The sequence below is a fragment of the Achromobacter sp. Bel genome, assembly GCF_012928505.1.
In the GTDB taxonomy this organism is placed as follows: Bacteria; Pseudomonadota; Gammaproteobacteria; order Burkholderiales; family Burkholderiaceae_B; genus Achromobacter.
This window is the reverse complement of record NZ_JABBJN010000008.1, coordinates 1-18187: the sequence shown is the minus strand read 5'-3', so window position 1 is coordinate 18187 and position 18187 is coordinate 1. Positions and strand designations below refer to the sequence as shown.

Sequence of the window (18187 nt, the reverse complement as noted above, 5' to 3'; positions counted from 1 at the left end):
CGATAATAGCAGCATGAACCCTGAACTCAACCCCCGTTTGCGCCTGCTGGCCTCGGTTTCACTGTTCGCCCTGATCGTCCTGTGCGTCACCTGGGAAACCGTGGTGGCGCCTGTGCGGCCGGGCGGTTCCTGGTTGCTGTTGAAAGCGTTGCCGCTGGCGTTTCCGCTGCGTGGCATCCTGCGTGGAAACCTCTATACGTATCAGTGGGCGTCGATGCTGTCGCTGCTGTATCTGATGGAGGGCGCAGTGCGCGCCATGTCCGATCCCGCCCCGCTCTCGGTGATGATGGCCTGGGGCGAGATCGTCCTGTCGGCTACCTTCTTCCTTAGCGCCATTTTCTATGTGCGCCCCGCCAAGCGGGCCGCCAGGAGCCAACGCGCATGACCGCCCATTCCTTGTCCGAACTGCATGCCGTCAACACGTTCGCGGCATTGCCCGCGGCGTTCTATACGCGGTTGACCCCGCAGGGCCTGAACCATCCGCGCCTGCTTCACGCCAATGCCGACGCCGCTGGGTTGATCGGACTGGACCCCTCTGTGCTGTCCACGCCGGCGTTCCTGGCCGTGTTCTCGGGCTCGCAGCCCTTGCCCGGCGGGGACACGCTGGCGGCCGTCTACAGCGGGCACCAGTTCGGCGTATGGGCCGGCCAATTGGGAGATGGGCGCGCCCATTTGCTGGGCGAAGTGGAAGGGCCTGACGGCGGATGGGAGCTGCAGTTGAAGGGCGCAGGCATGACCCCGTACTCCCGCATGGGCGACGGCCGGGCCGTGCTGCGGTCCTCGGTGCGGGAATACCTGGCCAGCGAAGCCATGCATGGGCTGGGCATCCCCACCACGCGGGCGCTGGCGCTGGTGGTGTCGGACGATCCGGTCATGCGGGAAACAGTGGAAACCGCCGCTATCGTGACGCGGATGTCGCCTAGCTTCGTGCGGTTCGGTTCGTTCGAGCATTGGTCGTCGCGCCGCCAGCCGGAATTGCTGAAGACGCTGGCGGACTACGTCATCGATCGCTTCTATCCGGAATGTCGCGAATCGCCCGCCGGCGAACCATTGACCGAGACCGCGCCCTATATCAATCTGCTGCGCGCGGTCACGCGGCGCACCGCGCTGCTGATGGCCGACTGGCAGGCCGTAGGTTTTTGCCACGGCGTGATGAATACGGACAACATGTCCATATTGGGCCTGACGCTGGATTACGGTCCGTATGGGTTCATGGACGGCTTCCGCTTGGGGCACGTCTGCAATCATTCGGATTCGGAAGGACGCTATTCCTGGAACCGGCAACCGTCGGTGGCGCTATGGAACCTGTACCGGCTGGGCGGCAGCCTGCATGCGCTGGTGCAGGATGTAGAAGGCCTGCGCGCCGTGCTGGACGAATTCGAGGCGGTTTTCACCCGGGCCTTCCACGATCGGATGGGCGCCAAGCTGGGACTGGCCGCCTGGCGTCCGGCCGATGAGGCGCTGCTGGACGATCTGCTAAAGCTGATGGACGCCAATCAGGCCGATTTCACCTTGTCGTGGCGACGCCTGGCGGATGCCGTGCTAGGGCAGCGCAGCGCGTTCGAGGACCTGTTTATCGACCGTCCGGCTGCCGCCGCCTGGCTGGACCGCCTGCTGGCGCGCCATGCAGAAGACGGCCGGCCTGCCGAGGAGACGGCGCAGGCCATGAACCGCGTCAATCCGCTATATGTCTTGCGCAACCATCTGGCCGAAGAGGCGATCCGGGCGGCGAAAGCCGGCGATGCCAGCGAAATCGATACGCTGATGAAGCTGCTGCGCGCGCCCTTTACGGCGCAGCCAGGGTATGAACGCTATGCGGGACTGCCTCCGGATTGGGCGGGCAGCCTTGAAGTCAGTTGCTCTTCTTAATGGCGTTGGACGCCAATCGCAAGAAAACGCATACCAAAATCTTGTGATTTACGTGAAAAAGCGCTGAAAGAGAGTGAAATATCGCAGTTTTTTTCACTGCAATCATTCGTTTCCATTGTAAATCTCGTAAGATTGTCGCCTGCGGGACACTCAGGATGGAATGCCGCATCCTTGGGGCATTTGTCGACAATTTTCAATATAAAGCACTCTGAATATGCCTGGCGCAGATGGTTTGCTATGTATCGGTCTGCTCGAGGATGATGCCGACTTCCGGGAGGAGTTGGCATTAGGCTTGGGCGGCTATGGTTTTCGGGTGGCATTTGCTTGTGATAATGCTGCGGCGTTCTATCGCCGCCTGCAGGAGCAGCCGTGCGACATCGTCATCCTGGATGCGCACCTACCCGGCGAAGACGGTTTTTCCGTGGCGACCCGGCTGCGGGCATTGAGTCCGGTGGGCATCGTCATGCTGACCGGGCGCAGCGCTCTCGAAGACCGCGTGCGCGGCCTGGAAGGCGGCGCGGACGTCTATATGACCAAACCTGTAGATTTGCTGGAACTTAGTTCCGTCATTCGCAGCCTGGCCCGCCGCATGCGTCTGGCCAAGGCGCCCCGTCCGGTGGACGCGGAAACGCGCGCGTCGGCGGACAGCACGTGGTCGTTGCAGGACGGTGGTTGGATATTGGTGGCGCCTGACGGCGCGTCGTTGCACCTGAGCGCCCAGGAACGGACCTTTTTGATGGCCTTGATGGATGCGGCGGGCAGCGCGGTCAGCCGCCAAGTGCTGGCCGAACTTTTCTTGCCGGATAGCCCGGGCGGTTTTGAACTGCGCCGCATCGATGTGCTGGTGAGCCGCCTGCGCGCCAAAGCGCAAAGCGCTGGCCTGAAGCTGCCGGTGCTGTCGGTGCGCGGCCAAGGCTACGTCTTCGCCGCCTGATCCGATCTGCGGCTTGCGCGTGCCGCGCTAGCCTGCCGCGGTTTGGGCTCCCGGAGCCCGGGCCGGCAGAGTGATGATGAAACGCGTGCCGACCCCGACCTTGCTTTGCATCTTCAGCGAACCGCCCTGGTTCTGGCAGATGCGGCGCGCCAGATATAACCCGATGCCCATGCCCTGGGTCTCGCGATGCGCCGAACGACGGAAATGGGGTTCGAAGATCCGGGCCTGTTCCTCTTCCCCGATGCCCGGCCCGCGGTCAATGACGGCAAGCCAGACCATCGGGATGCCGTCGGAACAGGTCTGGCCCGTTTCGATCTTGACGGGTTCATTGGCCGGCGAATACTTGATGGCGTTGTGAATCAGATTGCGCACGACCACACTGGTCAGTGGCCGATCGCAATACACGGGCAGGGCGCCGTCCGCCTGAATCATCAGCGCATGCGCGGTATCCGGCTGCATTGCCGTCACGACATCGCGCGCCAATTCGGCCAGGTCGGTCTGCTCACCGCGCGGGGTCCAGGCCTGTTCGCCCAGGCGATCCTGATTCAGCAACTGATCCATCAGTTCAGTCATCCGGCCAACCGAACGGTGTATCCGGCCCAGCCGGTTGTCCACGGCCTCGCCGCTGTCGGACAGGATCATGTCCAGCGATTGGGCCGCCGCGCTGATGGTGGCCAGCGGCGCGCGCAATTCATGGGAGATCAGCGCGTTCATCTGGCGCTGCGTGTCCAGCGCGCCAGCCAGTTCGGCCAGCCGCAACTCGCCTTGAGCCAGATGTTCGATATCGGCCGGGTCATGTCCGGGGCGGCTGGCGAGGGTTTGCGGGCGGGCTTGGCGGGTAAGCGCAACGCCGAACAGGGTCCCCGCGACCAGCAGCAGGCGGGCCAGTTCGATCGGCGTGCCGGTGGTATCAGCGCCGTTGGCTTGCCAGGCATCGTGCGCCAGCATCCAGGTCGACGACGCATAAGCGCCGGCCAACGCCAGAGACAGCCCGCGGCCAGCCTTCCGTACCACGGCGCGCGCGGCGAACCAGAGGACGAGTGGCACGCTCAGCACGGCGCAGAGTCCGGCGATCGCGGCGGGAATCGAGCCGTTTTCGGTTTCGTAAACGAAGATCAGCGCCAGCGCCGCAATGGCTACCAAGGCGACGCTCAGGCCGCGGCAAACGGCCGCCAGCTTCGATGCGTATGGAAAGTCCGACAACAACGGCGCGGTCAAGGCCAGTAAGGCCGCGAAAGACCCTGCCTGCAGCGCGCCAGGCGGCAGTATCGCCGGCAACGACCGGAACAGGCCCTCGATCAACATGAAGGCGACGCCGGCTCCATAGAGGGATGCTCGGGTGGCGCCCCACGCGACGGCGCATGCCAGTCCGCCTGCGATGGCGACACCGGCTGTCAGCCCAAGCTGGATGTCGTCGGGGGAGACGTTCAAGCCCAACGCCAGGGCGGCGCCCGGCCAAAGGACCGCGCACGACAAGGCGCATAGCAGCGCGCCTGACCGCGATAACGCCGTTCGAGCGCCGGCATTGGCGCGTCGCGCACGGAGATGGCGAAAACGCCAGCGGGTGCGAAGAAACAATCCTTCCGTCAACTAGGAACCCATTGGTGATCCGGCGCGAGGTCGCGCGTATGCGAGAAGTTTACGACAGCCCCGCGTATCGCGCGGACGCCCAGGCTTTCCAGAATGGCCTGAGTGGCCAAGTCGGGCACGTCGTCGGCATAGACGGCCATGTCCAGCGTCGTGGCGGTGGCCACGACGGTGGCGGCCAGATGCTGGCTGCCGGGGCTGTGCAACAGGCCGGTAATGAAACTACCGCATAGCTTCAGGTACGACACCGGATATTCATGCAGGCGTTCCATCGCGCCGAACTGCTGCGACAGCCGGGATATGCCCATCCGGGCACCGGCGGCGGTGACGATCTGGCACAGTTGGCGCAAGTCGCCGCCTTGTTCGACCAGGCCAGCGGCATCGACTTCGACGGTCAGGCGCAGGGTCAACGCCGGGCGGTCGGCAAGCATCCTGTCCAGTCTGGACAGGAAGGACGTTTGCGCCAGCGAGGCCAGCGATACGGGCACGGTCAGGGCGCCGGAATGGGTGAACAGCCAGTCCAGGCCCAGGCGGATGGCCTGGATATCGCATTCGGCGGACAGGCCCAGCCGGACCGCCGGCGGCATGAAGATGGAAGCAGGCACCGGATCTGCGCCCGACGTGTCGTGCAGGGTCAGGCTGGCCTCGTGGTGCAGCAAAGCGCCGGATACGGCATGCAGCGGCTGGATGGACAGCGAGAAACGATGCTGCTCCAGGGCCGTCGCCAGGGCGTCGTGCCAACTGTATTCGCCGATACGCGTGCTGTCGGCGGCCTGGCTGGCCGGCGTGATCTGGTCGTCGTCCGCGCTTTCGGCGCACATCAAGGCGTGGTCCAGCCGGGCCAGCGTATCGCTCATGATGTCGCCAGGGGCGAAAGCGGTCATAGCCAGGGCCCAGCGGCACCAGCCATACTTGTCCATCGGCACGCGCAGCGAACGCAGTTCGCGGCGCACCCGCTCGGCCAGCAGGCTGGCTTGCGGGGCCGACGTGCGGGGCATCAACAGCGCGAAGTCCGACCCGCTGATGCGCGCGATCTGCGCCGACGGCCCGCCGAACTCCTCGATCAGCTTGCGCAAACGGTCGGACGACGACCGCAGCCACTGGTCGGTGAAGGCGCGCGACAAATGCCGGTTGATCTCGGCCAGGTCGCGCTGGCGGAACATCAGGATGTGGCCGCCGGCATCCGGCGTCTTATCCGTCAAGGCTAACCGGAACTGATCGACGAAGTATTTGCGGTTGGGCAGGCGGGTAACGGTGTCCCGGTAGATTTCACTTTGCAGGGATTCGATCTTCGCGTTCTGCTCTTCGACCGTGGCGGCTACCCGGCGCTGCGCGTCCACCAGGGCCTGGTCCACGCCGGCCAATTCGCACGATCCGGTCAGCGCGGTATGGTTGCCCGGGTCCAGGGCCCGCACACGCTCGCAGATGTCGCGCGACGTCCGGACTTCGATCCAGCGCACCAGGTTCAACGCGAACAGCGCCCAGAAGACACCCGCCACCAGCACCAGCCCCAGGATGCGCACGCCGCCTTGCCACAGCGTGTCGCGCGCCAGCCGGGTGTCCGCCTGTACCGTGACGGTGCCCCGGACGTTGCCGTCGGATGAGGCGAAGGGCCGCGACACGGCGGGCGCCTGCACGTTCAACCAGGCGTCGCGCCAGTCGCCGTCCCGTCCCGGGCCGTTCTGGCCCTTATGGTGCTCGGCGGCAACGGTTCCCCCGTCATCGGTGACGCGGACGAGCGCATACAGCCCTTGTTTGAACAGCTCGTGCGCCAGGGCCGACCGCTCGGCCGCGCTGGACGAGGCGTGGGACAGGGCCCAGGCCAGGGCGCTTGCGCCGCCTTCGCTCTGCTGCGTAAGTTGCGCATTCAGATAGCGATGAGCGGCAAGCATCCCCAGCGCTTGGGCGCCGAGCAGGATGAAGCCGATCAGAAGGGCTGTGCAAAAAAGTAACCGGCGGAATGTCGACATGTGTTTGGGGTTCCCTTTTTGGACGGCATGCCTGCTCGCGGGGAGGGTTGCCGGGCGGCCGATGAAAGGGGACATCGGGCAGCGAACGTGCCCGACGGGAAAAAACCTGGATAAGAAACGTGACACACGTTACTAATACCTTAGTGACGCCGCTTACACTGTAATTCGGCATGTCACGGAACGTACAGAATATTACGAAATTCGCTACGGCATCCGACGACCTGTGCAATTATTTCGATCGTGATATCCGTCTTCGTTGAGAACTATTGAGACAGGGCGTATTAATTTTTGGGCTTTGGCTGTCGTAGTAAGGGTAGGGCATGGATCTATGGACCGGCCAGCGAACGCTATCCAGGGACCGATATGATCATCCACGAGCAAGCAGAGAGCCTTAGGATTTCAAGGAAAAGGGGCGCGTTGCCTCTGAAGTGTGGCGTTTTTTTGCGAAAATAATGCATAATTTAAAAAATGTTACAGCCCTTGGGTTCTTTCCTGGACCGCAACGCCAGGGGTTTCTAGATAGGGGGCTCCGTGCGTGAGAGTTACCTGCTCGCACTGTGCCTGACGCTCGCAGGTGCACTTGCGGCGATAAGCGTGTTTTTTGTCCGCCGGGAGCGTGCATTGCGTCAACGGCTGACGCGCGACGAATTGACCGGCGTCCTTAGCCAGCAGGAGCTGCAGCGGCGCGCGCGTGCCTGGCTGGCCCAGACGGCAGGGCCCGCTCGCCGCGGCGCCTTTTTCCTGGTCAGTTTCGAGCAGTACGCGGAAATCAGCGCCATGCTGCGCGCGGGTGAAGACCAGTCGCTGCTGGTGCAGGTGGCTAACCGTCTTGGCCTGATCACCCGCACGCTGGGTGGCATGGTGGCACGCACCGGGATCGACAGCTTTACGGTTTGTGTCCCTGAAGTGGACGAAGTGGGCGCAGCTCAGGTGTCTGCGAAGCTTCTTGGTGACTTGAGCGCCCCGTATGAATTGGGGGGGCGTCCCCTGATTGCCGTTTTCCGGGTCGGGGCGGCGTTGTATCCCGACCACGGCCGCACTGTGGAAGAAATGCAACGCTGCGTGCAGGTGGCGATGGTTCCGTTGAAAGAACGTGGCGGGCCGGGATGGAATCTGTTCGATTTCCGGTTGCTGGCACGGCACCGCGACCAGCAAGGCCTGGAAAACGACCTGCGCCTGGCGCTGACAACGCCCGCCATGGAGCAGTTCGAACTGTTCTACCAGCCTGTTTGCGACAGCGGGACCGGCGTGGTGCAGGGCTGCGAGGCCTTGTTGCGCTGGCATCACCCCATATTGGGCAGCGTTTCGCCTGCAGTCACCATCGAATTGGCTGAACGCAGCGGGCTGATCGTCCCCCTGGGCGCCTGGATCTTGGAACGTGCCTGCTCGCAGGCCGCGCTATGGCCCCCTGCCTGGCGAGTCCACGTAAACCTGTCGGTCAAACAGATGAACGAAGACGGGCTGGTGCAACTGGTGTCCGACGTGCTGGCGGCCACCCGGCTGTCACCGAACAAGCTGGTGCTTGAGATCACGGAATCGATCTTCATCCTGCACTACGAGCGGCACGTCAAGATCCTGAACACACTGCGCGCCAAGGGCATCGGCGTGGCGCTGGACGATTTCGGTTGTGGGTATTCCAGCCTGAATCACCTGCGCCATCTGCCCATCGACTGGGTAAAGATCGACCGCAGTTTCATTTCGGCGCTGGAGTCCGACGCCGGCAGCCGCGAGGTCGTATCTGCGCTGTTCGGGCTGTGCCAGGCCATGCGCCTGCCGGTGGTCGCCGAGGGCGTCGAAACCGAAGGTCAGCGCGAAATCCTCAAGTCCCTGGGTTGCCGGGAGATGCAGGGCTTCTTGCTGGGACGCCCAGCGCCGGCCTCGGAAATCCAGGCTTTGGCTTCGGCGGTGTCATAATCGGGGTTGCTTGCAAATCCGACCTGTTGACTTCCTATGCCCGGCAATACCCTAGGTACCCTATTTACCGTCACGAACTTCGGCGAATCCCACGGGCCGGCCATCGGTTGCGTTGTGGATGGCTGTCCCCCGGGGCTGCCCCTGGACGCCTCTGATATCCAGCTTGAACTGGACCGCCGCCGTCCCGGCACGTCGCGCCACGTCACGCAGCGCCAGGAAGCCGACCAGGTGGAAATCTTGTCCGGCGTCTACGAGGGGGTCACCACGGGCACGCCAATCGGCCTGTTGATCCGCAATACCGACGCGCGCAGCAAAGACTATTCGAATATTGCCGACACGTTCCGGCCGGGCCATGCCGACTACGCCTACTGGCGCAAGTTCGGCGTGCGCGATCCGCGTGGGGGCGGCCGCTCGTCCGCGCGCTTGACCGCGCCCACGGTGGCCGCGGGCGCCATCGCCAAGAAGTGGCTGGCCGAGCAGTACGGCGTGAAAGTGCGTGGCTACATGAGCCAGCTTGGCCCGGTCGCGATTCCCTTCGTGTCTTGGGACGACGTGCCCAACAATCCGTTCTACGCGCCCAATGCAGACGTCGTCCCGGAACTGGAGGCCTACATGGACCAGTTGCGCCGGGATGGCGATTCGGTCGGCGCCCGGATCGAAGTCGTGGCGGAAAATCTGCCTGCCGGCTGGGGCGAACCCATCTATGACCGCCTGGACGCCGACATCGCGCACGTGATGATGGGCCTGAACGCCGTCAAGGGCGTATCCATCGGCGCGGGTTTCGACTGCATCGCGCAGCGCGGTTCCGAGCACGGCGACGAGATCACGCCCGACGGTTTCCTGACCAATCATGCCGGCGGCGTGCTGGGCGGCATTTCCACGGGCCAGCCGATCACCGTGTCGCTGGCCATCAAGCCCACGTCCAGCATCCGCGTCGAGCGCCGTTCGGTCAATCGCGCGAATGAACCCGTCATGGTGCAGACGCTGGGCCGCCATGACCCCTGCGTGGGCATCCGCGCGACGCCCATCGCCGAAGCCATGCTCGCCCTGGTGTTGATCGACCACGCGCTGCGCCACCGTGGACAGTGCGGCGATCCGCTCTGACTCGCGGGCGTTCCCGTTCCTGCCATCGTCTGCTGGAGACCGACATGAACCGTAAACGTCATCTATTGCGCGGCACGGCCGTGACGCTTCTGCTGGCAGCCCTGGTCGGCTGCACCGGCATGAACACCACGCAGTCCGGGGCTATCGGCGTCAACCGCACCCAGTACATGTCCAGCCTTGTGCCGTCGCAGGCGCTGGAGCAAGAGGCAAGCCAGCAGTACACGGACATCCTCAAACAGGCTCAAGCCAAGGGGGTGCTGGACCGCGATGCGCAGCAGCTGTCTCGGGTGCGGGCGATCTCTCAGCGGCTGATCGCGCAGGCAGGGATATTCCGGCCCGACGCGTCAGGCTGGAAGTGGGAAGTGCACGTGTTGTCCAGCGACGAGATCAACGCGTGGTGCATGCCCGGCGGCAAGATCGCCGTCTACACCGGCCTGATTTCCAAGATCAAGCCGACCGACGACGAGTTGGCCGCCGTGCTGGGCCACGAGATCGCCCATGCGCTGCGCGAGCACGCGCGCGAGCGTGTTTCGCAGCAGATGGCCACCAACCTGGGCCTGCAGGTGCTGTCCATCGCGACAGGTTCCAACGCCGCATCCGATCTGGGCGGGCAACTCACGAGCGTGATGTTCACGCTGCCCAATAGCCGCACGCACGAGACCGAAGCGGACCGCATGGGCGTGGAACTGGCGGCGCGGGCGGGCTACGACCCGCGTGCCGCGGTGACGTTGTGGCAGAAGATGGGGGCGGCCGACAGCGGCAACGCGCCGCCGGAAATCCTGTCTACGCACCCCTCGGCCGAATCGCGCATCAGCGACCTGCAGGCTGCGGCACAGCAGGTGTTGCCGCTGTATCAGCAAGCCAGGAAATAACGCGGCCCGGCGTCACGTTGCGTTGGCCGCCGGCTTTACGCCCGGCCCGCGCATGATGCTGATGCCCAGGTCGGACAGGATGTGCCGCGTTTCGGCATCGGGCACGTCTTCGGCATAGACCGCGATATTCAGGGCGCGTGCGGTTTCCAGCACTGAAGCCGTCAACTGCTGGCTGCCCGGGCTTTGCGACATGCCTCCCACGAACCCGCCTCCCAGCTTCACATACGACAAGGGCAGGGTGTGCAGTTGCGCCACGGCGCCGAATTGCTGCGCCAGGCGGCGCACGCCGATATGCGCGCCGAATTCCGACGCCACGCGCGCCAGCGTGGCGATCTGCTCGTGGCATTCCACCAGACCGTGGGCGTCGATTTCCAGAAACAGGCGCGAGGCCAGCCCACGGTGTTCCGTCAGCAACAGCGCCAGCTGGCGGAAGAACTTCTGGCCCCGCAACGAGGGCAGGGCGACCCGGATGGCCAGTTGGCCCTCGTGGGCCACCAGCCATTCCAGCCCCAGGCGCACGGACTCCAGGTCGCATTCGGCCACCAGGTCCAGCCGCACGGCGGGCGGAATGAACAGGGTGGCGGGAATGGCTGCCTGATCGGCCGCAGTACGCAGCATCAGCATGGCTTCCGTGCGGACCTTGCGGCCGTCGGCGGCCAGCAGCGGTTCGGTCGCCAGTTCGAATTGGTTCTTCTCCAGCGCAGTCAGGATGGCGTCCTTCCAGGCGCGTTCGCCCGATTCCGACGGCGACTGCATGTCGGTCGCGCCCGCGATCACGACCTGATCGTTGTTGGCGCTTTCCGCCCGCATCAGCCCGAAGTCCAGGCGCGCCAGCACCGGGCCGGCCTGATTGCCCGAACCGTAATCGGTCATGGCCTGGGCCCAGCGGCACAGATGGCCTTCTCCGACCGGGATGCGCGACGCATGCAGGTCTGCCCGCAATTGTTCAGCGACCATCATCGCCTGCGGGGCCGCGCAGCCGGGCAGCAACAGCGCAAAATCGGAACCGTTCAGGCGGGCCAGGAGCGGCGTGGCGACATTCAAGCGCTTGAGCGTGCCTTGAATGCGCTGGCACGCGGTGCGCAGCCATTGGTCGATGAATTCGCGGGGCATATGGCGGTTCAGGTCCGCCAGATCCCGCTGACGGAAAACCAGCACATGGCCGCCAGCGATGGAACGCGATGCCGGCTGGCCGGTGGCGGCCGTCGGCGCTTCCAGCGCGCGCCGGAATTCATTGACGAAGTACTTGCGGTTCGGCAGGCCGGTGACCGGATCCTGGTTCAGCTCCAGCTCCAGCGATTCGATCTTGGCGTTCTGCTCTTCGACGCTGGCATACACGCGTTCGCGGGTCTGGTTCAACGCCTGCACGACGCCGGACAGTTCGGGCACGCGGGCCTCCACTTGTTCGGGCGGGGTGTCCTGGCCGATGCTGCGCACATGGTCGCTGATCTCGCGCAGCAGGCGGTTCTTGATCCAGCCCACCAGTACAAACGCAAACACCGCCCACAAGACGCCTGCGCCCACAACCAGCGCGATCATCTTCAGGCTGCTGCGCCACAGGGCTTCCCACGCATAGGCGTCGTTAGCGATCAGGGTGACTTCGCCGATCTGGCGCCAGCCGTCGCTGACGGCATGGCTGGCGGGTTGCGTGTCCAGCGGCGCCAGCTTCTGGAACCAGTTGGGAACCGACTTGGGCGTGGCATCCGACTTGCGCTCGATCAGCACCTTGCCGTCAGGATCGGCCAGGCGCACCAGCGAGAAATGGCCGCCGTCGTACAGCGCCGACACCAGCAATTCCTGAAGGACGGGGTCATTGTTGGCGGGCTGCGATAAGGACAGCGCCAACGACACGGCGGCATCGGTGCTCTGCACCTGCAACTGGCCCGACAGGTATTCGCGCGCCGAGTTGACGCTAAGCGCCAAGGTGCCCAGCAGAATCACGCCGATCGCAAGGGTAACGCTGAGCAGTAGCTGTCGAAGTATGGACATAGTCTTATTTCCGGCCGTCAGGGGCGTATGCCTTCCCGTTCCATGCGTTGAAGTAGATCACGCCAGCGGCTGAGTCGGTCAACCGGCGCGGCGGGCTTGCCGTCAACGTAGACGCCGTCGGCGTTGAAGCTGAAGACCGGCGTCAGGTCACGACGCTGCGTCGCCGGCAGAATGGTGGAGATCAGGCTGTCCAGCACCAGCGGGACGGCATTCGGGGTTTCGTAGTAGCCCAGCACCATGTGGGCGACCTGGCTGCTGCTGGCTGGGCCGCCAATGCGTGCGCGGACGTAGATGAAACGCAGCTTGTTCGCGGGGACGCCCATCGACAGCAAAGTGAAGTACTTGCCGATCACGTAGTCTTCGCAGTCGCCGGCGCCTTTGCCCAACGATTCCAGCGGGGTGGCCCAGTAGTCCGCCTGCCCCCAGATGGTCGTGTCTTCGCCCGAGAGCAGCGCACGGTTCCAGAAATCGTTCGCAAGCGTCAGCTTGTCCCGTTCCAGGGACGGCGGCGGGTTGCGCAGAAGCTGCAACCAGCTTCCCACCGATTTCGCGCCTTTTGCCCCATAACGGCTGGCCGCCAGGCTTTGCAGCCGATCGGTGCTGACTTCCAGGGCGAAACTGCCGCCCCAGACGCAAGCCAGGCATAGCAACACCAGTCGGCACAGGGTTAGCGTGCCGCGGAAACGGTGAGTCGAGGACATGAAACGGATTTTCACATTTTTCCGACTCTCGCAGACATGCCTGCTTAAAAAAATGCCTGCGGCCAGGGGCGGGCCGTTGCCGGTCCGCCCCTGGGGCACTAAGGGTTAGCTGTGGTCGACGTTCAACTTCCCCTTCTGCAGCAGGTCGTTGATGATGGCCTGGTTGTTCATCTGGCCATTGTTCGTCAGGTCCACGTTCTCCAGCACGATCTTCTGGTCGGCGCCTTGGGCAATCTGGCCCTTGGTGTTGATGTCGATGACCGTGTTGTTGCCTTCCTTGTGGATGTTCAGGTACTGCGTCAGCGTGCCGTCCTTCTCGCCAATCAGCAGATCCTTCAGGTCCAGGACATCGCCGCCGTTGGCGATGGTGGCGTTGGAGAAGTCCTTGATCGTATCGACCGCCGGTGTGCCGACCGAGCCCTGGTCGTTCAATTCCCACTTGAACGTGTCGCTGCCGGCGCCACCGATCAACGTGTCGTCGCCCTTGCCGCCGATCAGCGTGTCGTTGCCCGAACCGCCGTCCAGCGTGTCGTTGCCGGCGCCACCGCTCAGGGTGTCGTTACCGGCACCGCCGTACAGCACGTCGTTGCCGTCATCGCCGTACAGGGTGTCGTTGCCGCCCTGGCCGTAGATGATGTCGTCGCCCGTGCCGCCATGGACGGTGTCGTTGCCGCCGCGCGGATCGTCCGGCAGGTTGAACTGCGCGTGGTTGGCCTTCAGGTAGTCGTAGATCTCATTGCTGGTCGCGGCATGGCCGTTCTGATAGGCCAGGAAGTCCTGCAGCGCTTTCAGGCCTTGGCCATCATGCGAACCGGCGGCGACATTGCCCCAGGTGAGGTGATCGGTATTGATCGTGTCACCGAAGATGATGTCGTTGCCGGCGCCGCCGTTGATGACGTCGTTGCCCACCACCGCCGGGTCGTTGGTGATGTTGCCGCCTTGGAGCGCCGTCGTCAGGTCTTCGGGCTTGAGCACGATATCCACCTGGCCGCCGGGCGCCGATACCACGTTGGAGGACGTCCAGCTCGTTTGCACGATGTTGTCGATCTGGACCGTGGCGCTCTGCGAGTTGTTGGTCGTGTCGTCCAGGTCATAGACAAGGCGATACGAGCCTGAAGGCATCACCGCCGACGACACGGACGTCTTCCCGGACAGGGCGGCTGTGGTGCTGCCGCTGTCCATATTGACCCACTTGCTGCCGTCCCAACGCTGCAGCGTCCAAGTGAACTTGTCGCCCGTCGCGTAGTTGCTGGTGGTGACGTCAAAGGTCACCTTGCCATACGCGCTGATCGTGAACGTCGGGCTGGTCGCGGTGGTGTGCGTGCCGCCCGTGGTGTCGACGATCTGCAGTGCGCTGTTGGTACGCGAAACCGAGCTGCCGCTGCCCGTGCCGGTGGTGGTCCAGTTGGACATGTTGTTCCAGTTCGTGCTCGACGTAGAGCCCGAATTGAAATTGGCAAGCGTCGTGTCCGAACCGCTGCCGACCGGCGCGTAGGCCGTGCCGCCGCCGCCCGTGTTGTCGAACACGCGCAGGATGTCGGCGTTCACGCCCGGGCCGATGCCGATAGCATTGACCTGGCTGATGTTGGCCAGCGGGTTGTAGCCGGACAGCGACTCGCTGATGGTCGTCGCGTCCGTGGAGTTGCCGGTGCCGCCCACAACGGTTTGGCCCAACCAGTTGGTCGTCTGGTAGTAGGTGGGATCGCCGTCGGTCAGGAAGAACGTCTTGTTCTCGTAGCCGTTGGCGGCGGTATTGCCGCTGTTGCTTTGCTGGTTGAACCAGTTCACCGCGGTATTGAAGGCGGCTTCGTAGTTCGTGCCGCCAGTGGCGGTCAGCGCGTCGATGGCAGCAAGCAGCGAGGGCAGGGTGGCCTTCGAGAAATTGTTGATGCTGATGTTCTCGCCGCTGCTCGTCGCGAACCCGATCAGCGTGACGTTGATCTTGCCGTCATGGTTGGACAACTGGTTGGCCAGCACCGCCAGGGCATCCTTCACCAGCTTCATGCGCGACTGGTTGTAGGAAACTCCGGTGGTTCCGTCCAGGCCGTAGGCCATACTGCCCGAGGTATCCACCACCAGGGCGATGTTGTAGCTCTTGCCCGGCTCCACGGTCGTGACCGTGCCGCCCTTGTCGCCCAGGATAACGTCGTCGCCTGAGCCGCCGCTCAGCGGAGGATTGGTGCCCGTGCCGCTGCCGGTATTTTCGCCGGTCACCATATTGTCCGTGTTCAGCACGAAGTTGTAGGTGCCCGACGTGTTCTGGCCGCCGTGGTCCGTGCCGCCGGTGTCGCGCACCTGGAACCCGATCGAGGTATCCAGGCCATTGGCCGACGGCGTGAACACCAGCTTGCCAGCAGCGATGTCCGCCGCCGAGACCGCGGTGTTCACCGTCACGGGGTTGCCGTTGAGCGTCAGCGTGCCGTCCGTCGGCAGGCGCGAGATGATCACGCTTTGCAGCGCGTCGCCCTCTGCGCCATCATTGAAGCCGAACTCGGCAACCGTGAAGACGTGGCTGGCGCCGATTTCCACATTCGCGGAATTGTCGGCCGCAACCGGCGCGTCGTTCGTGCCCACGATCGAGACCGTGATCGGCTGGATCGTCGTGCCGTCGCCCGCCACCACATTGAACGACTCGGAGAGCAGGGCGCCCGCGGGCAGGTTCTGCACCACCGCCAGGCTATTGTTCAGCGTGTACGTCCAATTGCCGTTGGCGTCGATCGAGAACGTGCCGTACTTGCCGACCACATTGGTCTGCGCGGCGACGCCGCTCTGGCCCACGTCTGCGTCCGTCACCGTCAGTTTGCCGGTCGAGGTCAGCGTAAAGTCTTCGGTCACGGTGCCCGTCGTCTGGCCAGTGATCACCGGCGCATCATTGGTGCCGGTGATCGTGACCGTGACGGGCAGGGTCGCCTTGCCGCCGTGGCCGTCGTCAACGGTCACGTTGATGGTGTCGGTGACCTGCTGGCCTTCCTTCAGGCCCTGGACATTGGCTGCATTGTTGTTCAGCGTGTACGTCCACTTGCCTGAAGAATCTACCGTGAAGGTGCCGTACGTGCCCGCGCCGTTATTGCTGACAGACCAGGTGTGCGTGTCATTGGTGTCGATGTCGGTCTTGGTCAGTTGGCCATTGGCGGTCTGCGTGCCATCTTCCTTCACGGCGCCGGCGGTGTTGCCGGCAATCGTCGGATTGTCGTTCGTGCCGGTGACGGTCACGGTGATGACCTGGGTGGCCTTGCCGCCATGGCCGTCATCGACGGTCACAGTGATCGTGTCGGTCACCTTCTGGCCGTCGGCCAGCGCCTGAACCTTGGCGTTGGCGTTGTCCAACGTGTAGGTCCACTTGCCCGTGGTGTCCACCACGAACGAGCCGTAGGTGCCCTTGCCGGCATTGTTGAGCGTCCACGTGTGGGTGTCGGTCGTGTCGACGTCGGTCTTGGTCAACTGGCCGCTGACAATCTGCGTGCCGTCTTCCGTCACGCCGCCGGAGATGACGCCGCCGATGGTCGGGACGTCATTGGTGCCGGTGACGGTGATCGTGATGACCTGCTGGGCCGTGCCGCCCTGGCCGTCATTGACGTTCACGGTGATGGTGTCGGTGACCTGCTGGCCGTCAGCCAGGGCTTGCACCTTGGTGTTGCCATTGTCCAGCGTGTAGGTCCACTTGCCCGTGTTGTCGACCACCAGCGTGCCGTACGTGCCCTTGCCGTTGTTGTTGACCGACCAGGTGTGGACGTCGTTGGTGTCTACGTCGGACTTGGTGAGCTGCCCCGCGACGATTTGCGTGCCGTCTTCCTTGACCGCGCCGGTGATGACGCCGCCGATGGTGGGGTTGTCATTAGTGCCGGTGACGGTCACCGTAATCTGTTGCGTGGCCTTGCCGCCTTGGCCGTCATCGACGGTCACGGTGATGGTGTCGGTCACTTTCTGGCCGGCGGCCAGGGCCTGGACGTTGGCGCGGGAGTTATCCAGCGAGTAGGTCCACTTGCCGGTGTTGTCCACCGTGAACGTGCCGTACGTGCCGTTTCCGGCATCGCTGACGGTCCACGTGTGGGTATCGTTCGTATCGACGTCGGTTTTGGACAGCTGCCCCGAAACCGTATTCAGCGCAGCGTCTTCCGTCACGGCGCCGACCGCGGTGCCGCTGATCGTCGGGGCGTCGTTGGTGCCCGTCACGGTAACCGTGATGGTCTGCGTCGCCTTGCCGCCATGGCCATCGTCGACCGTCACCGTGATGGTGTCGTTGACCTGTTGGCCCTTGGCCAACGCTTGCACGTTGGGGCTGGCGTTGTCCAGGTTGTACGTCCACTTGCCGGTCGCGTCGACGGTGAAGGATCCATACGTCCCCTTGCCGGCATTGTTGACGGACCAGCTATGCGTATCGTTGACGTCGACGTCGTTGGCCTTGAGCTGGCCCGCGACCGTCGTGGCGACGTCCTCGGTGACCGCACCGATGGTCGTACCCGAAATCACCGGAAGGTCATTGGTGCCTTCGATGGTGATCGTCACTTTGCCGGTGGTGCCGTCGGCCGTCTTGACGGTGAAGATTTCGGTCAAACTTTCGCCGACACCCAAAGCCTGCACACGCGTATCGCTGTTGCTGAGGTCGTACTTCCAGTTGCCGTTGGCATCGATCGAGAACTTGCCGTACTGGCCCGCCGTGTTGGTCTGCGTTTGGAAGACCGCCTGACCAGCGTCGGGATCGATCACGTCGAGCTTGCCGCCCGTCGTCAGGGTAGCGTCTTCCTTGACCGTGCCCGCATCGCTGCCCGGGGTAGCCGGGTTGATGACGGCGCCGTCGTCGGTACCGTTGATGGTGACCGTGACGTCCTTCGACACGACGCCGCCGTTGCCGTCATCGACGGTCACGGTGAACGTTTCGGTGATGGACTGGCCGGTCTTGAGCGCCTGGACGTCCTTGTTGGCATTGTCCAGGTTGTAGGTCCAGTTGCCGGTCGAGTCGACCGAGAACGAACCGTACGTGCCCTTGCCGCCGTTGTTGACGGTCCAGGCGTGCGTGTCGGTCGTATCGACGTCGGCGACGTCCAGCTTGCCGGTGGCAACCAGGGTGCCGTCTTCGGCAACAGCGCCATCGGCCTTGCCGGTCAGGACCGGGATGTCGTTGGTACCCACGATGGTCACGACCACTTGACCCGTGCTGCCATCAGCCGTCGTAACGGTGAAGGTCTCGGTCAGCGTCTTGCCAGCGCCCAGGCCTTGAACGGCCGGGTCGTTGTTGGTCAGGTTATG

Annotated in this window: 11 protein-coding genes; 6 read left to right on the top strand and 5 right to left on the bottom strand. The window is 64.0% G+C overall.

Annotated elements, in window-relative coordinates; translation table 11 throughout:
- Positions 1–13: 13 nt before the first annotated feature.
- The 3 genes from HG262_RS07315 (at position 14) to HG262_RS07305 (ending at position 2803) form a co-directional block, all read left to right on the top strand.
- On the top strand, positions 14–385 hold the full coding sequence (locus HG262_RS07315) for a DUF2069 domain-containing protein (protein ID WP_169270392.1): 372 nt from the start codon (positions 14–16) through the stop codon (positions 383–385).
- Complete coding sequence (locus tag HG262_RS07310) at positions 382–1869, top strand: protein adenylyltransferase SelO (RefSeq protein WP_169270391.1); 1488 nt, start codon at positions 382–384, stop codon at positions 1867–1869. Before HG262_RS07315 ends, HG262_RS07310 begins: the two co-directional genes overlap by 4 nt.
- 214 nt (positions 1870–2083) lie before the next feature.
- Positions 2084–2803, top strand: a complete 720-nt coding sequence (locus HG262_RS07305) for a response regulator transcription factor (protein ID WP_169270390.1) — start codon at positions 2084–2086, stop codon at positions 2801–2803.
- 27 nt (positions 2804–2830) lie between these two features.
- Here HG262_RS07305 and HG262_RS07300 read toward each other — a convergent pair whose 3' ends face one another.
- Together HG262_RS07300 and HG262_RS07295 are read right to left on the bottom strand one after the other, a co-directional pair.
- Positions 2831–4234, bottom strand: a complete 1404-nt coding sequence (locus HG262_RS07300) for a HAMP domain-containing sensor histidine kinase (RefSeq protein WP_248293272.1) — start codon at positions 4232–4234, stop codon at positions 2831–2833.
- Positions 4235–4389: 155 nt separating this feature from the next.
- Positions 4390–6282, bottom strand: coding sequence for an EAL domain-containing protein (locus tag HG262_RS07295; RefSeq protein ID WP_169270388.1), 1893 nt, complete (start codon positions 6280–6282; stop codon positions 4390–4392).
- 609 nt (positions 6283–6891) lie between these two features.
- Here HG262_RS07295 and HG262_RS07290 point away from each other — a divergent pair.
- The 3 genes from HG262_RS07290 to HG262_RS07280 are packed head-to-tail and all read left to right on the top strand — an operon-like array spanning position 6892 to position 10250.
- Positions 6892–8274, top strand: a complete 1383-nt coding sequence (locus HG262_RS07290) for a GGDEF domain-containing phosphodiesterase (protein ID WP_169270387.1) — start codon at positions 6892–6894, stop codon at positions 8272–8274.
- A gap of 36 nt (positions 8275–8310) precedes the next feature.
- Positions 8311–9378, top strand: coding sequence for a chorismate synthase (gene aroC, locus HG262_RS07285; protein ID WP_169270386.1), 1068 nt, complete (start codon positions 8311–8313; stop codon positions 9376–9378).
- Positions 9379–9422: 44 nt separating this feature from the next.
- Complete coding sequence (locus HG262_RS07280; protein WP_169270385.1) at positions 9423–10250, top strand: M48 family metallopeptidase; 828 nt, start codon at positions 9423–9425, stop codon at positions 10248–10250.
- 12 nt (positions 10251–10262) lie between these two features.
- On the opposite strand, the gene HG262_RS07275 is transcribed toward HG262_RS07280, so the two are convergent.
- The 3 genes from HG262_RS07275 to HG262_RS30835 all read right to left on the bottom strand — a co-directional run.
- Positions 10263–12239 (bottom strand): LapD/MoxY N-terminal periplasmic domain-containing protein, encoded by a 1977-nt coding sequence (locus tag HG262_RS07275; RefSeq protein ID WP_169270384.1) that lies wholly within the window; start codon positions 12237–12239, stop codon positions 10263–10265.
- 17 nt (positions 12240–12256) lie between these two features.
- Positions 12257–12940, bottom strand: coding sequence for a transglutaminase-like cysteine peptidase (locus HG262_RS07270; RefSeq protein WP_211186998.1), 684 nt, complete (start codon positions 12938–12940; stop codon positions 12257–12259).
- Positions 12941–13045: 105 nt separating this feature from the next.
- The coding region (locus tag HG262_RS30835) for a VCBS domain-containing protein (RefSeq protein WP_211186997.1) at positions 13046–18187 on the bottom strand (5142 nt) is incomplete at its 5' end.